Source organism: Burkholderia pyrrocinia (genome assembly GCF_001028665.1).
GTDB classification, from domain to species: domain Bacteria; phylum Pseudomonadota; class Gammaproteobacteria; order Burkholderiales; family Burkholderiaceae; genus Burkholderia; species Burkholderia pyrrocinia.
The window spans coordinates 3,166,178-3,181,540 of record NZ_CP011504.1 but is presented as its reverse complement, the minus strand read 5'-3'; the positions used below and the strand labels follow the sequence as shown (position 1 = coordinate 3,181,540).

Genomic DNA, 15,363 nt, shown 5'->3' with positions numbered 1-15,363 from the left:
CTGCGCCGATGCCGCCGGCCCGCGAACCGGGGCGCGCGCATCGGCGCCCATCCGCTCGCTGATCGACACCAACGCGAACCCCCGCGCTACGCGTGGGCGCCGCGAATCTTCGCCAGTTCGACGTCCGACAGCTCGCCGATATGCGCGAGATGTTCCGCGAGAAAGTCCTTCAGCACGCGCAGCTTCGCCGAGCTGCGCCGGTTCGCCAGATACGCGATGTAGATGAATTCGCCCGTCAGCCGGTTCTGCAGCCGGTAGCGCGGCAGAACCGCCTCGAGCCGGCCGCTCGCGAGCAGGTCGCGCACCAGCCAGATCTCGAATTCCGCGATGCCGAGCCCCGCGCAGGTCGCTTCGAGCAGCAGCTCCGAGTGGTCGGTGACGAGATTGCCGGCCGGCAGCACGCTGTGCTGTGCGTCGCCGTTCACGAGAATCCAGCGCGGATCGCCTTCCGGGTGCACGTAGCGCAGGCAGTTGTGGTGCTTCAGGTCGTCCGGTGTCGACGGGCGCCCGCAGCGATCGAGATAACCGGGCGTCGCGCACAGGATGCTGTCGTTGCGCGACAGCCGGTGGACGACCAGGTTGTCCAGGTAGTTCTCGCCTTCGTGTATGTCGAGATCGAAGCCGCCGGCCACGAGGTCGTTGTGGTTGTCGGTGAGCCGCACGTCGAGCTGGATCGTCGGGTAGCGCGCGAGAAACGGCGCGACCAGCGGCGCGAGATGGCGGCGGCCGAACGCGACCGGCGCGGTGAGCTTCAGCGGGCCGCTCGGCTGCGCGTTCAACTCGGCGACGACGCGCAGCGTGTCGTCGAGATCGGAGATCAGCGTGACCGCGCGTTCCAGATAGATGTGGCCGGCCTCGGTCAGCGTCACGCTGTGCGTCGAACGGTGCAGCAGCGCGACGCCGAGCGCGTCCTCGATCGCCGTCACCTTGCGCGCGACGGTCGACGTCGATACGTGCATCTCCTTCGCGACCGCCGAAAAACTCCCCGTTTCGACCACCCTCACGAACGCGCGCATCGCGCCGAGGTGATCGATGCCTGTCTCTCTCACGTTTTTTTTCATTCGATTCTCGCTGTTGCGTCCCACGCAAAACCGCTTTCGATAATACAGAAGCGAGCTTGTTTTTGCAAAGGCATAGAATGCGAACCCGTCGCGTCGGGAAGCGGCGCACGACAAGCGGCACGAGACATTCAGGAGGGCACGATGGCAGAAAACGGCTTCCGCGTCGAAGCGGATCTTTTAGGTAAACGAAGTATTCCGGATGCGGCCTACTACGGCGTTCATACGCTGCGCGCGAAAGAGAATTTCGACATTTCGGGCCGCACCATTGCGTCGCTGCCTTACCTCGTGATGGCGCTCGCGGCCGTGAAGGAAGCCGCGGCCGACGCCAACTGCGAGCTCGGCCTGCTGCCGCAGCCGTATCGCGATGCGATCGCCGCCGCGTGCGTCGAGATCCGCGAAGGGCGCCTGCACGACCAGTTCGTCGTCGACGTCATCCAGGGCGGGGCCGGCACGTCGACCAACATGAACGCGAACGAGGTGATCTGCAACCGCGCGCTCGAAATCATGGGGCACGCGCGCGGGCAGTATGAATACCTGCACCCGAACGAGCACGTCAATCTTGCGCAGAGCACGAACGACGTCTATCCGACCGCGATCCGGGTCGCGACGTGTTTCGCGGTCGAGCACCTGCTCGAAGCGATGGGACGCCTGCGCGATGCGTTCGCGGAAAAAGCCGACGCGTTCGCGGGCCTGCTGAAGCTCGGCCGCACGCAGTTGCAGGACGCCGTGCCGATGACGCTCGGCCAGGAATTCTCGACGTACGCGGTGATGCTGACCGAAGACATCGCGCGGCTGCAGGAAGCCGGCTGGCTGATCCGCGAGATCAATCTCGGTGCGACCGCGATCGGCACGGGGATCACCGCGCATCCGCAGTACGCCGAGAAGGCGCTGGCGGCGCTGCGGCGCATCACCGGGCTCGACCTGAGCACCGCGCCGAACCTGATCGAGGCGACGCAGGATTGCGGCGCATTCGTGCAGGTCTCGGGCGTGCTCAAGCGGATCGCCGTGAAGCTGTCGAAGATCTGCAACGACCTGCGGCTGCTGTCGAGCGGCCCGCGCGCGGGGTTCGGCGAGATCAACCTGCCGCCCGTGCAGGCCGGCTCGTCGATCATGCCCGGCAAGGTGAATCCGGTGATCCCGGAAGTCGTCAACCAGGTCGCGTTCGAAGTGTTCGGCAACGACCTGACCGTGACTTTCGCCGCCGAGGCCGGACAGCTTCAGCTCAACGCGTTCGAGCCGGTGATCGCCAGCGCGCTGTTCCGCAGCTTCAGCCACCTGACGGCCGCCTGCACGACGCTCGCGGAGCGCTGCGTGAGCGGGATCACCGCGAATCCCGAGCGGCTGCGCGAAACGATGGAGCGCTCCGTTGCACTTGCGACCGCGCTGAACCCGTATATCGGCTACAAGCGCGCGACCGCCGTGGCCGCCGAAGCGCACGCGACCGGCAAGTCGATCCGCGAGGTCGTGCTGGAGCGCGAACTGATGACCGACGCGCAACTGGACGACGCGCTGCAGCCCGAAGCGCTGATCCGGCCGCGCGCGCTTTGATACCGGTCGCGCGGCGCCGGCGCCTGCCGCCGGCGGCCTGCGCGCGACCGTTCAAACGCGCCCTGGAGAGGGGCGCGACACATCAATAAACGGAGACTCACCATGAAACACACCAGCGAGCGGCCGGCCGACACGGCCGGCGGCGCGGATTCCCGTCACGCCGATCCCGACGCGATGTTCGCGTCGCACGAAGCCGGTTATGCGAAGCAGTTGAAGCCGCGGCACGTGCAGATGATCGCGATGGGCGGTGCGATCGGCACCGGCCTCTTTCTCGGCGCGGGCGGCCGCCTGCAAAGCGCGGGGCCCGCACTGGCGCTCGTGTATCTCGTCTGCGGCGTATTCGCGTTCCTGATCATGCGCGCGCTCGGCGAGCTCGTGATGCACCGGCCGACCAGCGGCAGCTTCGTGTCGTATGCGCGCGAGTTCATGGGCGAGCGCGCGTCGTTCGTCGCGGGCTGGATGTACTACCTGAACTGGGCGACGACCGGCATCGTCGACATCACCGCGGTCGCGATCTACATGAAGTACTGGGCCGTGTTCACGGACGTGCCGCAGTGGGTGTTCGCGCTCGGCGCGCTCGGGATCGTGTCGGTGATGAACATGATCGGCGTGAAGGTGTTCGGCGAGATGGAGTTCTGGTTCTCGCTCGTCAAGGTGGGCACGCTCGCGGTGTTCCTCGCGGTCGGCGCCGTGTTCCTCGCGAGCGGCCATCCGGTCGCCGGCCAGATGCCGGGGCTTCACCTCGTCGCGGATCACGGCGGGCTCTTTCCGCACGGCATCCTGCCGGCCGTGCTGATCGTGCAGGGCGTCGTGTTCGCGTATGCGAGCATCGAGCTCGTCGGCGTTGCGGCGGGCGAGACCGCCGATGCGCGCAAGGTGCTGCCGAAAGCCATCAATGGCGTGATGTGGCGCATTGCGCTGTTCTATGTCGGCTCGGTCGTGCTGTTGACGATGCTGCTGCCTTGGACCGCGTACAGCTCGCACGAAAGCCCGTTCGTGACGTTCTTCGGCAAGCTCGGCGTGCCGTACGTCGGCACGGTGATGAACGTCGTGGTGCTGACTGCCGCGCTGTCGAGCCTGAATTCTGGCCTTTATTCGACGGGGCGCGTGCTGCGCTCGATGGCGATGGGCGGATCGGCGCCGCGTTTCGTGTCGCGGATGAACGCGCGCGGCGTGCCGTACGGCGGGATCCTGATCACGGTCGCGATCAATGCGATCGGCGTGCCGCTGAACTACATCGTGCCGGCCCAGGCGTTCGAGATCGTGCTGAACATGGCGTCGCTCGGGATCATCACGACGTGGGGCTTCATCGTGATGTGCCAGATCCTGTTCCGCCGCGCGGTCAATCGCGGCGAACTGAAGGCCGTGTCGTTCCGGATGCCCGGCGCGCCGTTCACGTCGTGGCTCACGCTCGCGTTCCTCGCCGCCGTGCTGGTGCTGATGGCGTTCGACTACCCGGGCGGTACGTGGACCGTCGCGACGATTCCGGTTGTCGTGCTCGCGTTGGTGATCGGCTGGAAGCTCGCGAAGCGCGGCGCCGAGCGTGAGCGGGCGGTTACGGCGCGCACGCCCGCGCGCGGCGTCGCAGATCCTGCGCAGAACGCGTGACGGTACCCGCCCGGGGCGCCGGTCCGTTCGCGGGCCGGCTTCCGGTCGAGGTCAGTTCAACCCGGCACGTTCGCTGACCCATTTGCCGAAATCGGCGGCCATCTCAGGAGTCAGTTCGTGCCCGGCCGCGTACAGTCGCGTGTCGTGCGCGACACCGAGCGCCGTGAGTTTTGCATGGGCGGTGTCGGCCCACGCGACGGGCAGCTTGTCGTCGAAGCGGCCGTGCACGATCAGCGCATGCAACGGGCGAAGCGCATCGCGTGGCGCGATCAGCGGATCGATTTCCGGCAGGATGCGGCCGCACAGCACGGCGAACGCGGCAACGTCGGCCGGCGACGTGAGGCCGACGCCCGCGCTCATGATGCCGCCCTGGCTGAAGCCGGCGATCACGGCGGGCAACGCGGGGCCCGCGCCGTCCTGCGCGCGGAAGGTGCGCAGCAGCGCGATCAACTGGAGGCGGCTGGCGTCAGCGCGGGCCGCATCGATTTCCGGGCCGTTCGGGCCGAAACGCACCGGAAACCACGCGTGCTGATCGGGCCCGAACGTGAGCGGGCCGCGCACGAACGCGATCTCGATGCGCGGATCGATCACATCGGCCACGTTCAGCAGGTTGGTTTCGTTGCCGCCGACGCCATGCAGCAGCAACAGGCGGGCGACGGGGCGGCCGGCGGCCGGGCGCAGCCGGTACGGGAGGCCCGAATCGGGATCGGTGGTCAGCGGCAGGACGTCGGTCATCGCGTGGGTCCGGAAAGGGAAACGATGCGACAGTCTAGAGCGTGCGGACGGGGAGGTGAATCGCCGGATGGCGATTGATTGTTTCCTGAGAGGAGTGAATTTGGTCGCGGTACATGTCGGGGACAGATTACCGATATCGCGACGCACGGCGCCGGCCGCAGGCCGACATATCCGCTGACGACAGGCCAATCGGACGACTCGTCATCCTCACGCGCAGTTGATAAAATAGATACATTCTGTAGATACGTGAGGGCGTGAAGATGGATATTGCCAAGATCTTCAAGCATGGCGGATCGCAGGCTGTCAGGCTGCCGAAGGATTTCCGCTTCGAGACGACCGAGGTCCGGATTCGTCGCCACGGGGCGTCCGTCATTCTCGAGCCGGTGCCGCAAGACTGGGCATGGCTGACGCCGCTGATCGGTCCGGTCGACGCCGATTTCGAGGCAGCCGCGACCACGCAGCCATCCGCTCAGGAACGGTCGGGCCTGGACGTATTCGAATGAAGTTCCTGCTGGATACCAACGCGGTGATCGCCATACTCAAAGGCGAGCCGGCCATGCTGGCCCGACTGCGGCCGCACCAGCCGGCCGATTTCGGGATACCGGCGATCGTCGCGCATGAACTCTATTACGGCGCCTACAAAAGCCAGCGCGTGGCTGCGAACGTGGCGCGTGTCGAGGCGCTTCAGTTCGAGGTCGTATCGTTCGATGTCGAGGATGCGCAGCATGCCGGCGAAATTCGGGCGCATCTGATCGCGGCCGGTACGCCGATCGGCCCTTACGACGCATTGATCGCAGGGCAGGCGCGCGCCCGGCAACTGGTGCTTGTCACGCATAACATCCGGGAATTCGAGCGTGTCCCCGGGCTGCAAGTCGAAGACTGGCTCGCTGTGCCCCGCGAAAGCTGAACGGCATGTGATGCATGTCCGGATCTACTGCCGGGAGGGGGTCGCGCTCGCGCATCGACGAATCTGCTCACCGCACGACGCACCGATTATAAAAAGATGCCGAAACAAACCGGTTCGTCGATAATGCGTAAACGTTTTACCGCTATTCAATAAGGTTGAATTGCCGGAATGCGAATAAAACAATGAATATCCGCTACTCCGCCGATTCGACAAATCCAGCAGCCGCCCGGGCTATGGCGCCGGGAAGTTAACGGCAAATCCGCGAAAAACTTTAGGCTTTTCACGTCGCAATTAATCATTTCAATTTCCTCAATGATCGATTGATTAACGGTCATCGGACAGTCATACACCATCCCCGATAATTCGCCGCTCATATTCTTTCAATAGACCAATGGGCGATCGAATCCGGATCGCTGCGGGGGGCTGTACTCATGACCATCCGTCATCGCATTACGCTGCTAGTCGTCCTGACGTTCTTCGCGCTGTCCGCGATCGGCATCTATGCCGTGTACCAGACGCGCAAGAGCGCGTCCGAGGTGCGCCAGGTCACCCAGGGAATCGTGCCGAGCGCGCTTGCGTCGGCGGATCTCGTCGCCGATGTGAAGAACATCCAGATCGCGACGATGACGCTCGTCTACGCGCCGGACGCGAATACCGCCGCACAGGCGCGCGACGAGCTGAAGGCGAAGCAGGCCGCGCTGCGCGCCGCGCTCGACGGGCAGGCGAAATCGGCGGTCGGCCGCGCGCAGGAAGGCCTCGTCACGCAGGCGAAGGACAGCGCAGCGAACTATTTCGCGGCGATCGACGACACCGTGAAGATGAAGGCCGACGGCAAGGCCGAGATGGCGCAGGCCTACCTGTTCGCGAACGTCGCGCAGTATCGCGACGAGCTCGAAAGCATCGTCGACACGCTGCGCGTCGAGAAAAATCGCCAGAAGGACGACGCGATCAGCGCGCTGAACGGGATGCTCGCGACGACGGCAACCGCGATCGCGGGCGTTGCCGGCACGGTGATCGTGCTGCTGACCGCGCTCGGCTTCGTGCTGTATCGCCAGATCACGCGCCCGCTGATCGGGATGCAGACGATGATGAGCGAGATCGCGACGAGCCAGGATTTCACGCGCCGCGTGCCGGTGGGCCGGATGGACGAGATCGGCCATTCGATCGTCGCGTTCAACGGGATGATCGAGAAGATCCAGGAGAATGCCGCGCAGCTCAAGCAGAAGACGGCCGACATCCAGGCGATGCTGCAGAACATGCAGCAGGGGATCCTGACCGTCGTCGAAGGCGGCGTCGTGCATGCGGAGTATTCGGCGTACCTCGAAACCATCTTCGAGACGAACGACATCGCCGGCCGCGACCTGATGGCGCTCGTGTTCGACGATTCGGCGATCGGCGCCGACGCGCGCTCGCAGGTCGATGCGGCCGTGCACGCGTGCCTCGGCGAAGACAGCATGAACTTCGAATTCAACGCGCACCTGCTCGTCAACGAAGTCGCGAAGCGGATGCCGGACGGCCGCGAGAAATGGCTCGACCTGAGCTGGTCGGCGATCACCGACGAGACCGATACGGTCGTGCGCCTGATGCTGTGCTTGCGCGACGTGACGGAGATTCGCGAGCTGACCGCGCAGGCTGGCGAGCAGCAGCGCCGCCTCGAGATGATCGGCGAGATCCTGTCGATCAGCCAGGACAAGTTCCATGACTTCGTGCACAGCGCGAACGGCTTCCTCAGCGAGAACGAGCGGATGATCCGCCAGCACGAGCGCGCCGATCATTCGATCGTCGCGGCGCTGTTCCGCAACATGCACACGATCAAGGGCAATGCGCGCACGTACAGCCTGCAGCACCTGACCAACATTGTCCATGAAGCGGAACAGGCGTACGAATCGCTGCGCCGCGCGGACGGCGGCCCCGAGTGGAACCGCGATGCGCTGATGGACGACCTGGCGCGCGTGCGCGAGGCCGTCGACCGCTACGCGACGATCAACGCGGTCACGCTCGGCCGCAGCGGCGAACCGGCGCAGGGCGGCGCGGACTACCTGATGGTCGAGCGCGCCCACATCAGCGAGAGCCTGCGCGTGCTCGACGGCGCCGATCCGGCGAACGCGTCCGACTGGCAGGCGGCACGCGATGCCGTGCGCCGCATGCTGAGCCATCTCGGCACGCAGGGCATCGGCGATGCGCTCGGCGGCGTGATCGAGTCGCTGCCGTCGCTCGCGGCCGAACTCGGCAAGCCGGCGCCCGTCGTGCATATCGACAGCCACGGCCATCGCGTGCGCAGCGAGATCGGCGCGACGCTGAAGAACGTGTTCATGCACCTGCTGCGCAATTCGATCGACCACGGGATCGAGTCGTCGGAAGAGCGGCGCGCGGCCGGCAAGGCAGCGTCCGGCACGATCGATATCGCGGTCGGCGTGGGCGGCGGCGAGCTGTGGTTCGTGCTGAGCGACGACGGCCGCGGCCTCGCGCTCGACCGGATTCGCGGCATCGCGCGCGAGCGCGGCTGGATCGATGCCGACAACGCAGCGGCGCTGTCCGACGAAGATGTGGCCGAGCTGATCTTCCGGCCGGGTTTCTCGACCGCGCACGCGGTAACCGAAGTGTCGGGGCGCGGCGTCGGCATGGACGCGGTGCGCAACTTCCTGAAGCGCGACGGCGGCGACATCGCGCTGCGTTTCACCGACGATCGCGTCGGTGCGCCGTATCGCGCGTTCGAGACGATCGTGTCGTTGCCGGCGCGTTTCGCGGCGGACGGTGCCGGTCACGGTGCCGCGCACGAGCGCGCGCGCATCGCGAACGTCGGCGCAGCGGAGTGATGGCGTGATCGAGCAGGCGTGGATGATCCAGATTGCCGCCGCGCTGGCGGGCGGCTTCGTCGTCGCGGTGGCGGTGGCGGTCGTGTTTCGCGTGACGCGCAAGCGGCTCGTCGCGGCGATGGAACGCGACGCGCATGCGTTGCGCAGCGAGCTCGACGCGGCCGATGCGAGGGCGGCAGAAGCGGCGTCGGCACATGCCGAAGCAGCCGACGCATGGGCGCAACGCGAGGCGCAGCTCGAGGATGCGCTGGCGCGCGAGGCGTCCGCGGCCGGCACGCAGCGCGACGCGCTGCAGGCGCTGTCGGCCGACCGCACCGCGCTCGCGCAGCATGCGATGAAGATCGCCGACGAAGCCGCACGCCTGCGCGGGCTCGCCGGCACGTTCGAGCGCTGGCACGAGCAGATGATCTCGCTGACCACGCAGAACCAGGACATGCGCTCGAAGAACCAGGAACTGTCGGCGATCGTCGCGCATGTGTCGATCGTGTCGCTGAACGCGTCGATCGAGGCCGCGCGCGCGGGCACGGCGGGGCGCGGCTTCTCGATCGTCGCGAGCGAGGTGCGCGGGCTGGCCGCGCGCTCGCAGCAACTGTCGAACAGTTATCGCGACAGCCTGAACCGCAACGATCTCGTGACGGCCGCGACGTTCCAGGACATCCAGGCCGGCGGCAAGATGATCACGGCCGCGCTCGCGACCGTCGAGACGCTGGCCGGGCAACTGCACGCGCGGATCGAAGGAGAGGCGGCGTGATCAGCGCGCAGGCGAAAGCCGGCTTCGAGCGGATTTTTTTTGATGCGGCGCGCACGCGGCTCGCGTCCGGCGGCGCGTGCGACATCCGGCCGTCGGCCGGCGATGCGCCCGATCCTGCCCGTACGACCTCGCGATCGAAACCGACGGTGCCCGAGCATGTCGCGGTGCTGACGATCTCGGCGCTGCATTTCCGCCTGCTGCTCGCGCTGCGCTTCAGCGACGACGATGCGACGCGTCGCCATTTCGCCGGTGCGACGGCGGGCGCGAGCGACCAGCGGCCGCTGCCCGAAGCGTTCATGGAAGTCGCGAACCTGTGCTGCGGCGCGATCAACCAGGCGCTGACCGCGCCGTTTCCCGACCTCGGGATGTCGACGCCTTACCTGCTGAGCGGCGCGAGCATCGACTGGCTGCCCGCGCTGTCGCCCGATCACGTGGCCGTATACGACCTGACGCTCGACGGCGACGTGCGGGTCGGTGCGACGCTGTGCGTGTGCGCGAATGCGCCGGTCGATTTCCATGTGCCGGAAACGGCCATGGTGGACACCGGCGGCGAACTCGAACTGTTCTGACCGACCATCAGGAACCCTTGAGATGACCGAAGACAAACCCGTCAGCAAGGTGCTCGTGCTCGACGACAGCCGTGCGCACGCCGATGCGATCAAGCGTTTCTGCGACGAGCACAATCTGGTCGGCCTGACCGTGCGGCGCAGCCGATTGCTGAAGGTGCTGCGCTCGAACATCGATCTCGGCGCGATCCTGCTCGCCGAGGATTACGGCGGCTCGCCGGTCGAGAGCGCGATCATCGCGACGCAGATCGATGCGCTGCGCCCCGAGCTGCCGATCATCCTGCGCCGCGAATCGCTTGCGTCGCGCGACGGGCTGCCCGACGCGCTCGCGCGCGTCGCATGCGCGGCCTACGTCGCGGACGACATGACGCCGCTCAAGCGCGCGATCGACGAATACCTGTTCGGCCGCGACTACCCGAACGCGCTCGTGCGCGGCATCTCGGAGATTACCGAGGCGCGGATCGACAGCCTGTTCCCGGGCATGACGATCGAGCACGACACGCCGTGCATCGTCCGCGACCAGATCATCTTCGGCGAAGTGTTCAGCCTGATCGCGCTCGAAAGCGCGTGGTGCCGCGGCTACATGCTGCTGCAGACGAGCGAGCAGCCGCTGCTCGACATGCTCGGCGGCACGCGCGACGACGGCCGCGCGCCAGATTTCCGCGACGTGAACAGCGTGCTCGGCGAGCTGACCAACCTCGTATGGGGTGCGTTCAAGAACCGTTATCTCGGCGATGCCGAGGCGCTCGCGCGCCATCCGGTGCAGGTGCCGCTGGTCGTCAATCACAAGCAGAAGTTCATCTCGTTCGGCGGCGACTGTCCGCAGCTCTGTTTCAAGTACCGGATGACCGATCCCGCATCGGGGCGGTCCGTCTGTCTTGACCAGCGTTTCGTGTTCAGCCTGAGCTGGTCGCCGGAGGATTTCCGCGAATCGGTGCAGGACGTGGGGCCGATGGTCGAATCGGGTGAACTCGAACTGTTTTGAATTTTGAAGTCCGAAATAAAGGAAGGGGAATACGACATGGCAAAGATTCTGGTGGTCGACGATTCGGGCACGGTGCGCGACGAGGTCGCGGGTTTCCTGCGCAATCACGGGCTTGACGTCGCGACGGCCGTCGACGGCAAGGACGGGCTCGCGAAGCTCAAGGCGACGCCCGGCGTGCGCCTCGTGATCAGCGACGTGAACATGCCGAACATGGACGGCCTGACGATGGTCGAGAAGATTCGCGGCGAACTGGCGAACACGGCCGTCAATGTCGTGATGCTGACGACCGAAAGCAGCCCTGCGATGAAGGAGCGCGGCAAGGCGGCCGGCGTGAAGGGCTGGATCGTGAAGCCGTTCAAGGGCGACGCGGTGCTGGACGCGCTGAAGAAGCTCGCGGGCTGACGCGCATCGGGCACCTGTGGTCGGGCGTGCGCGCGTGGCGCAGCGGGCGCACGCGGGCTTGAGCGCCGACGCCGCGCGACTGGACGCCGCACGGAATGTGGAGGACCATTTCATCGGTATGCCGCGAACGGGCGTGCGCCATCGCTGCCTGTTCGTGCCGCACCGAATCCTGCCGAACCCCGTCGAGCGGAACACCATGGAACCCGATCAAGAGAATGCCGAGCCGATCCTGTTGCGCGAGGTGCGCGACGGCGTCGTCACGCTGCGGCTGAACCGGCCGCAGCAGTTCAACGCGTTGTCCGAAGCGATGCTCGCGAGCCTGTCCGACGCGTTCGAAACGCTGGCGGCCGATCCGCACGTGCGCTGCGTCGTGCTGGCCGCGCAAGGCAAGGCGTTTTGCGCGGGCCACGACCTGCGGCAGATGCGCTGCAAGCCGGAACTCGACTACTACCGCACGCTGTTCGCGCAGTGCAGCCGCGTGATGCTCGCGATGCGCGCGTTGCCGGTGCCGGTGATCGCGCGCGTGCACGGCATCGCGACCGCGGCGGGCTGCCAGCTCGTCGCCGCGTGCGACCTGGCGATTGCGGCCGATACCGCGCGTTTCGCGGTATCGGGCATCAACGTCGGGCTGTTCTGTTCGACGCCGGCCGTCGCGCTGAGCCGCAACGTCACGGCGAAGCGCGCGTTCGACATGCTCGTGTCCGGGCGCTTCGTCGATGCGGCGACAGCCGCCGCGTGGGGGCTCGTCAACGAGGCCGTGCCCGAGGACGCGCTCGACGCGGCCGTCGCGCGCAAGGTCGCGGAGATCGTCGCGAAGAGCCCGGCCGCGGTGCGCTACGGCAAGCAGATGTTCTACCGGCAGCGCGAGTTGCCGCTCGACGAAGCGTATGCGTATGCGGGCGACGTGATGGCGCGCAACATGATGGAAGAGGATGCGGGCGAAGGAATCGACGCGTTCCTCGAGAAGCGGAAGCCGACGTGGCGTTCGTAGCACGCGTTGGATGTATGCGTTGAGCGGAGCGGAAGGGCCGCAGCCAACGTGTGTTCTCCGGCTCGGGTTTTCATGCCTGCCGGAATGCAAACGGGCCGCCCGAGGCAGCCCGCAAGTGACGTGGCATCCGCTGCGACGCGGTAGTGCGCCGCAGCATCGACGTCGGTCAGCGCCCGTAGCTCCCCGTCCGCAGAGTCGGCTCCGGCTGCGCGGTCGACGCGCCGGGCGGCACGATCACGACCGGCACGCGGCGCGCGAGTGCGCACATCAGCTCGTAGCCGATCGTGCCGCTGGCTTCCGCGACGTCGTCCACCTTCACGTGGTCGCCCCACAGCTCGACGCTCGACCCGATGCCCGCGTTCGGGCACGGCGTCAGGTCGACGGTCAGCATGTCCATCGACACGCGGCCGACGACGCGCGTCAGCACGCCGTCCACCGCGATCGGCGTGCCGGTCGGCGCGTGGCGCGGATAGCCGTCCGCATAGCCGCACGCGACCACGCCGATCCGCATCGGCCGGTCGGCCGTGAAGCGGCGGCCGTAGCCGACGGTTTCGTCCGGCGACAGCGTCTGCACGCCGATGATCCTGCTCGTCAGCGTCATCGCGGCCATTAGCGGGGTGTCGGCGATATGCCGCGACGCACCGGTCGGCGACGCACCGTACAGGATCGTGCCGGGCCGGACCCAGTCGCGGTGCGCGCGCGGATGCCACAGCACGGCCGCCGAATTCGACACCGAGCGCTCGCCCGGAATCCCCGCCGTGGTCGCGTCGAACTGATCGAGTTGCCAGTCGACTTCGCCTTCGTCCGCGTTCGCGAAATGCATCATCAGCGTGATCCTGCCGATCGACGGTGCGCTCGCCGCGCGTTCCCATGCGGCGCGGAACGCGGCGGGCCGGTAGCCGAGCCGGTTCATCCCGGAATTCATCTTGAGCTGGATGTCGATCGGCTGCTGCGGCTTCGCGGCGATCAGCAGGTCGAGCTGCTCGTCGCAGTGCACGGCCACCGTCAGCCGGTGGCGATCGGCCAGCTCGACGTCGGCCGGCTCGAAGATCCCTTCGAGCAGCAGCACGGGCTTGTCCCAGCCGAGTTCGCGAACGCGCACGGCTTCGTCGAGGTCGAGCAGCGCGATGCCGTCGGCGGCCGCGAGGCCCGGGTAGATCCGCTCGATGCCGTGGCCGTAGGCGTTGGCCTTGATCACGGCCCACACGCGCGATAACGCGGCGGTGCGGCGGATGAAGTCGAGGTTGTGGCGGATGGCGTCGGGGCGGATATGGGCGACGATGGGACGGGGCATGGCGATGGCTCGGGTCGGATGTCGTTCGGCGCGCGGGCGGCGCGCCCGGATCGGCAGGCTGAGGCGGTTACGCGTCAAGCCAGTGTCAAGCGCTATCTTATTGGTGTTCGACCAGTTTTAATTAACGTATTTGTCGATGATTTGGTGGAATTTTTGGTGGCGGACCCGTGCTCGCCACGGCCGTCGGCGGTACGTGCAGCCGAGTCTCCCGTCTAGAAAACCGGTGCGCGAACAGCACCGCGAATGCTAAGCTCTCGGCGATCTTGTCATTGAATAATGTAATCATAAAGGAGGAGACTTTGATGACGACGTCCCAGCTGTGCCTGTTCATCGTGGCGCTGTTGCCGTTCCCGCTGACGTTCCTGGCCAAGGCCCGCAAGGGCTACGACAACCGTACGCCGCGCGAGTACCTGGCGAAACTCGAAGGCTGGCGCGCGCGGGCGCAGGCCGCGCACCAGAATGCGTGGGAAGCGCTCGCGCTGTTCACGGCCGCATTGGTCGTCGCATGGCACAACGGCGCGAATGCGCACCACGTCGACCAGCTCGCGATGGGCTTCGTCGCGACCCGCGTCGTCTATATGCTGATGTACCTGCTGAACTGGGCGTCGCTGCGTTCGCTCGTGTGGTTCGGCGGGATGGTGTGCGTCGTCGCGCTGTTCTTCGCCGCGCCGTGATGGGCCGCTGAGCAGGCGAGGCCGGCTATGCTTGCCGGCCCTACACGCCGCCCCTACGCGCCGCCAGCGCCCCGCGCGTGACTGTCGTTGGATGCGGGCGCAACGATCTTGGCGACGAACGGCGGCGCGTCCGCTTCGCGGCGCAGGAACGCGATCAACGGATCGAGCAGCCGGTGCCGCGTCGACGGATGGCGGCGCAGCACGAAGCGCCATGACGCGTCGCGTTGGAGGCCCGGCACCAGCGGCACCAGGCGCCCGCTGCGCAGTTCGGGCTCGATGAGCGGCACGCGGCCGAGCGCGATGCCCGCGCCGCCCACCGCCGCCCCGATCACCTGGCTGAAACTGCTGTAGCGGACGATCTTCGTTTCGAAATCGTCCGGCAAGCCGAACTCCGATGCCCAGTTGCGCCAGTCGATCTCGGGGCTGTTTTCGTGCATCTCCTGCAGCAGCCGCGAGCGGCACACGTATCCCGATGCGTACGGATACAGCTCGGGGCTGCATACCGGAAACACGGTCTCGCGGATCAGCACGTCGTCGTCGCCCCTCAGCCGGTGCGCGGGCACGTGCACGATCGCCAGGTCGATGCCGCTGCGCGCGAAATCGGGTTCGTCTTCGAGCACGACGGCATGCACGGGCGTTTCGGGATGAAGCGACGAGAATTCCGCGAGACGGCGCGCGAGCCACATCGACGAAAACGGCGCGTTGGCGGAAACGGTGAGCCGTTGCGCGGTGCCGCGAATCTCGGCGCAGGCGTCGGTCAGGCGCGACAGCGCGTCGCTGACGGCCGGCAGCAGGCGCGCGCCTGGCGGCGTGAGGCTGATGCCGCCGAGCCCCGTGCTGCGTTCGAGCAACCGCGCGCCGAGCGATTCCTCGAGCGCGCGGATCTGATGGCTGACCGCGCTCGTCGATACGTTCAGTTCGGCCGCTGCGCGCGCGAACCCGCCGAGGCGGACAGCCGCCTCGAAAGCACGCAGTGCGCTAAGGGGAGGAAGGTGCGACATGCGAGGTATTGTAGTTGACTCAAC

At 66.8% G+C, this 15,363-nt stretch carries 15 protein-coding genes; 11 read left to right on the top strand and 4 right to left on the bottom strand.

Annotated elements, in window-relative coordinates; all coding sequences use genetic code 11:
• Positions 1-86: 86 nt before the first annotated feature.
• Positions 87-1,061, bottom strand: a complete 975-nt coding sequence (locus ABD05_RS30200) for a LysR family transcriptional regulator (protein ID WP_047903583.1) — start codon at positions 1,059-1,061, stop codon at positions 87-89.
• A 141-nt stretch (positions 1,062-1,202) separates the two neighbouring features.
• On the opposite strand from ABD05_RS30200, the gene aspA reads away from it, so the two are divergent.
• Positions 1,203-2,609, top strand: coding sequence for an aspartate ammonia-lyase (gene aspA, locus ABD05_RS30195; protein WP_047903582.1), 1,407 nt, complete (start codon positions 1,203-1,205; stop codon positions 2,607-2,609).
• A 102-nt stretch (positions 2,610-2,711) separates the two neighbouring features.
• The gene (locus ABD05_RS30190; protein ID WP_047903581.1) at positions 2,712-4,217 is read left to right on the top strand and encodes an amino acid permease; all 1,506 of its coding nucleotides are present in this window, start codon (positions 2,712-2,714) and stop codon (positions 4,215-4,217) included.
• Between the two features lie 51 nt (positions 4,218-4,268).
• On the opposite strand, the gene ABD05_RS30185 is transcribed toward ABD05_RS30190, so the two are convergent.
• Positions 4,269-4,952: an alpha/beta hydrolase gene (locus tag ABD05_RS30185; RefSeq protein WP_047903580.1), complete on the bottom strand. Its 684-nt coding sequence runs from the start codon at positions 4,950-4,952 to the stop codon at positions 4,269-4,271.
• 260 nt (positions 4,953-5,212) lie between these two features.
• Between ABD05_RS30185 and ABD05_RS30180 the strand changes: the two genes are divergently transcribed.
• The 8 genes from ABD05_RS30180 (at position 5,213) to ABD05_RS30145 (ending at position 12,370) form a co-directional block, all read left to right on the top strand.
• A complete protein-coding gene (locus tag ABD05_RS30180; protein ID WP_047903579.1) occupies positions 5,213-5,455 on the top strand; it encodes an antitoxin in 243 nt (80 codons plus the stop codon).
• Entirely contained in the window at positions 5,452-5,859 is a 408-nt protein-coding gene (locus tag ABD05_RS30175) for a type II toxin-antitoxin system VapC family toxin (RefSeq protein ID WP_047903578.1), read from the top strand. The genes ABD05_RS30180 and ABD05_RS30175 overlap by 4 nt, the downstream gene beginning before the upstream one ends.
• A gap of 431 nt (positions 5,860-6,290) precedes the next feature.
• The gene (locus ABD05_RS30170) at positions 6,291-8,675 is read left to right on the top strand and encodes an MCP four helix bundle domain-containing protein (RefSeq protein ID WP_047903577.1); all 2,385 of its coding nucleotides are present in this window, start codon (positions 6,291-6,293) and stop codon (positions 8,673-8,675) included.
• 22 nt (positions 8,676-8,697) lie between these two features.
• On the top strand, positions 8,698-9,426 hold the full coding sequence (locus ABD05_RS30165) for a methyl-accepting chemotaxis protein (RefSeq protein WP_047903899.1): 729 nt from the start codon (positions 8,698-8,700) through the stop codon (positions 9,424-9,426).
• Entirely contained in the window at positions 9,423-9,995 is a 573-nt protein-coding gene (locus ABD05_RS30160) for a hypothetical protein (protein WP_047903576.1), read from the top strand. The genes ABD05_RS30165 and ABD05_RS30160 overlap by 4 nt, the downstream gene beginning before the upstream one ends.
• Positions 9,996-10,017: 22 nt before the next feature.
• Positions 10,018-10,977, top strand: coding sequence for a chemotaxis protein CheX (locus tag ABD05_RS30155; RefSeq protein WP_047903575.1), 960 nt, complete (start codon positions 10,018-10,020; stop codon positions 10,975-10,977).
• Between the two features lie 36 nt (positions 10,978-11,013).
• Positions 11,014-11,379 carry a response regulator gene (locus ABD05_RS30150; protein ID WP_006486240.1) on the top strand — a complete coding sequence of 122 codons (366 nt, stop codon included), beginning with the start codon at positions 11,014-11,016 and terminating at the stop codon, positions 11,377-11,379.
• Between the two features lie 196 nt (positions 11,380-11,575).
• Positions 11,576-12,370 (top strand): enoyl-CoA hydratase, encoded by a 795-nt coding sequence (locus ABD05_RS30145; RefSeq protein ID WP_047903898.1) that lies wholly within the window; start codon positions 11,576-11,578, stop codon positions 12,368-12,370.
• 166 nt (positions 12,371-12,536) lie between these two features.
• Here the strand turns inward: ABD05_RS30145 and alr are convergent, their stop codons facing one another.
• Entirely contained in the window at positions 12,537-13,664 is a 1,128-nt protein-coding gene (gene alr / locus ABD05_RS30140) for an alanine racemase (protein WP_047903574.1), read from the bottom strand.
• A 302-nt stretch (positions 13,665-13,966) separates the two neighbouring features.
• Between alr and ABD05_RS30135 the strand changes: the two genes are divergently transcribed.
• Positions 13,967-14,338 (top strand): MAPEG family protein, encoded by a 372-nt coding sequence (locus ABD05_RS30135; RefSeq protein ID WP_047903573.1) that lies wholly within the window; start codon positions 13,967-13,969, stop codon positions 14,336-14,338.
• 53 nt (positions 14,339-14,391) lie between these two features.
• Here ABD05_RS30135 and ABD05_RS30130 read toward each other — a convergent pair whose 3' ends face one another.
• Positions 14,392-15,339 (bottom strand): LysR family transcriptional regulator, encoded by a 948-nt coding sequence (locus tag ABD05_RS30130; RefSeq protein WP_047903572.1) that lies wholly within the window; start codon positions 15,337-15,339, stop codon positions 14,392-14,394.
• Between the last annotated feature and the right edge of the window lie 24 nt (positions 15,340-15,363).